The 2,120-nt window shown below is 49.8% G+C and carries 2 protein-coding genes; one reads left to right on the top strand and one right to left on the bottom strand.

Annotated elements, in window-relative coordinates; all coding sequences use genetic code 11:
- Positions 1-49: 49 nt before the first annotated feature.
- Positions 50-1,003 (bottom strand): galactofuranose ABC transporter substrate-binding protein YtfQ, encoded by a 954-nt coding sequence (ytfQ, locus tag ACSZPU_RS25270; RefSeq protein ID WP_499004348.1) that lies wholly within the window; start codon positions 1,001-1,003, stop codon positions 50-52.
- A 401-nt stretch (positions 1,004-1,404) separates the two neighbouring features.
- On the opposite strand from ytfQ, the gene ppa reads away from it, so the two are divergent.
- Positions 1,405-1,935 carry an inorganic diphosphatase gene (gene ppa, locus ACSZPU_RS25265; protein ID WP_263098289.1) on the top strand — a complete coding sequence of 177 codons (531 nt, stop codon included), beginning with the start codon at positions 1,405-1,407 and terminating at the stop codon, positions 1,933-1,935.
- The last annotated feature ends 185 nt before the right edge of the window (positions 1,936-2,120 follow it).

Here is a 2,120-nt window from a genome sequence, read left to right as displayed (position 1 = left end):
ACGGCCTCATTTCTCGCTGCCGTCCAGATCAGATGCATCGCTCTCTGGGCTAAAATCTTGTGACGACACTATCTAACTCTTCTTTCGCCGTATCCGGCAGGTAGAGCGTGGATTTGGTGATGGTCAGCTTCTCAGGCATGGTGCCGTCTTTTTTGAATTTCTCCAGCGCATCGAATGCCGGACCGGCCATGTTTGGCGTCAGCTCCACGCTGGCGTTAGCTTCCCCGTCCATCATCGCTTTGTAGATATCCGGTACGCCGTCAATTGACCCGGTCAGGATGTCTTTGCCCGGTTTCAGACCCGCTTCTTTTATGGCCTGGATAGCACCGATCACCATGTCATCGTTATGGGCATAAACCATGCAGATGTTTTTGCCGTTGTTCTCAGCTTTGATAAAGCTTTCCATGACCTCTTTCCCTTTACTGCGGGTGAAGTCGCCGGACTGAGAACGGATAATTTTGATGTTGGAGGCTTTAGCAATGGCTTCGGCAAAACCTTTTTTACGGTCAATCGCTACGCTCGCGCCGACGGTGCCCTGCAGTTCGACCACGTTACAGGGTTTGCCCGCAACGGTTTTCACCAGCCAGTCACCAATCAGCTGGCCTTCCAGCACGTTATTGGCGGTGACGGTGGTCATGTAGAGGGATTTGTCTTTGACATCAATCGAACGGTCGAGCAGGAATACCGGAATTTTTGCGTCTTTGGCTTCTTTCAGTACCGGTTCCCAGCCCGTTGCCACGACTGGCGCAATGAAGATGGCATCCACGCCCTGGGCGATGAATGAACGTACCGCTTTGATTTGGTTTTCCTGTTTTTGCTGACCGTCAGCGATTTTCAGGGTGATACCGCGTTTTTGAGCCTCGCTTTTCGCGACGTTGGTTTCAGCAGCTCGCCAGCCGGATTCTGATCCGACCTGCGAAAATCCTACCGTTAACGGGGCGGCCATCGCCATAGACGACATGGCTGCCGAAACTGCTGTGACAAGAAGTAAGCGCTTCCACATAAGAGTATCCTCGTAGGGTTATAGTTGGCTACAACTTCGCCTGCGGGAAAACTATAGACAATGGGAGATGTAACAGAATGCGTTACATCACAAATCAGAAAAGTGAATGAATTGTTGGCTTCCAGTTGGGATCTGGCGCGCGAAATAACACCGGTCGATCAACCCTGTATCGTGCTTTGAAAATACACAAATTTTCATTCAAAACAGCGTCCCATTCACGCAGTGTAATCGCTTCCAAAATTTTATTCAGGATGTGGCTATCTTTATGGATAATTCGACTGTAAATCTGGCAAAAAAACAGGGCGGCAGGCGGGTCGCAACGTAAAACAAGCGAAGACATTCCCGATGAGTTGGCTATAATACCCGGCACTTGTTTGCCACACATTTTAAAGGACACGAACATGAGCTTACTCAACGTCCCGGCGGGTAAAGATCTGCCAGAAGATATCTACGTTGTTATTGAAATTCCGGCTAACGCTGACCCGATCAAATACGAAGTCGATAAAGACAGCGGCGCACTCTTCGTTGACCGTTTCATGTCCACCGCGATGTTCTATCCGTGCAACTACGGTTACATCAACCACACTCTGTCTCTGGACGGTGACCCGGTAGACGTGCTGGTCCCGACGCCGTACCCGCTGGAACCAGGCTCTGTGATTCGCTGCCGTCCGGTTGGCGTGCTGAAAATGACCGACGAGTCTGGCGAAGATGCCAAACTGGTTGCTGTTCCGCACACCAAACTGAGCAAAGAATACGATCACATTAAAGATGTGAACGACCTGCCAGAACTGCTGAAAGCACAGATCACTCACTTCTTCGAGCACTACAAAGACCTCGAAAAAGGCAAATGGGTGAAAGTAGACGGTTGGGACAACGCAGAAGCGGCTAAAGCTGAAATCGTTGCTTCCTTCGAGCGCGCTGCGAAGAAGTAATCTGCCTGTCAGAAGACGCCGCCTGCGGGCGGCGTCTTTATTTCAGGCTATCTTTGTCCGTTTCTTAAGCTGTCATAAAACTGCCACAAAATTCTTTTCCCAGCCTTATTAGATAGTGTCGTCACGAGGATAAAAATCATTGATAATAGGGCCTTCTAATCATAAGGCCCTATTATCATGACTAT

This window comes from Phytobacter sp. V69 (genome assembly GCF_965644215.1).
GTDB lineage: Bacteria > Pseudomonadota > Gammaproteobacteria > Enterobacterales > Enterobacteriaceae > Phytobacter.
Note: the sequence above shows the minus strand (reverse complement) of the source record. Positions and strands in the feature narration are given on the sequence as shown.

Coding starts and splice junctions, on each gene's coding strand:
- ytfQ (WP_499004348.1), bottom strand. CDS start 1,003: ATGTGGAAGCGCTTACTTCTTGTCACAGCAGTTTCGGCAGCCATGTCG.
- ppa (WP_263098289.1), top strand. CDS start 1,405: ATGAGCTTACTCAACGTCCCGGCGGGTAAAGATCTGCCAGAAGATATC.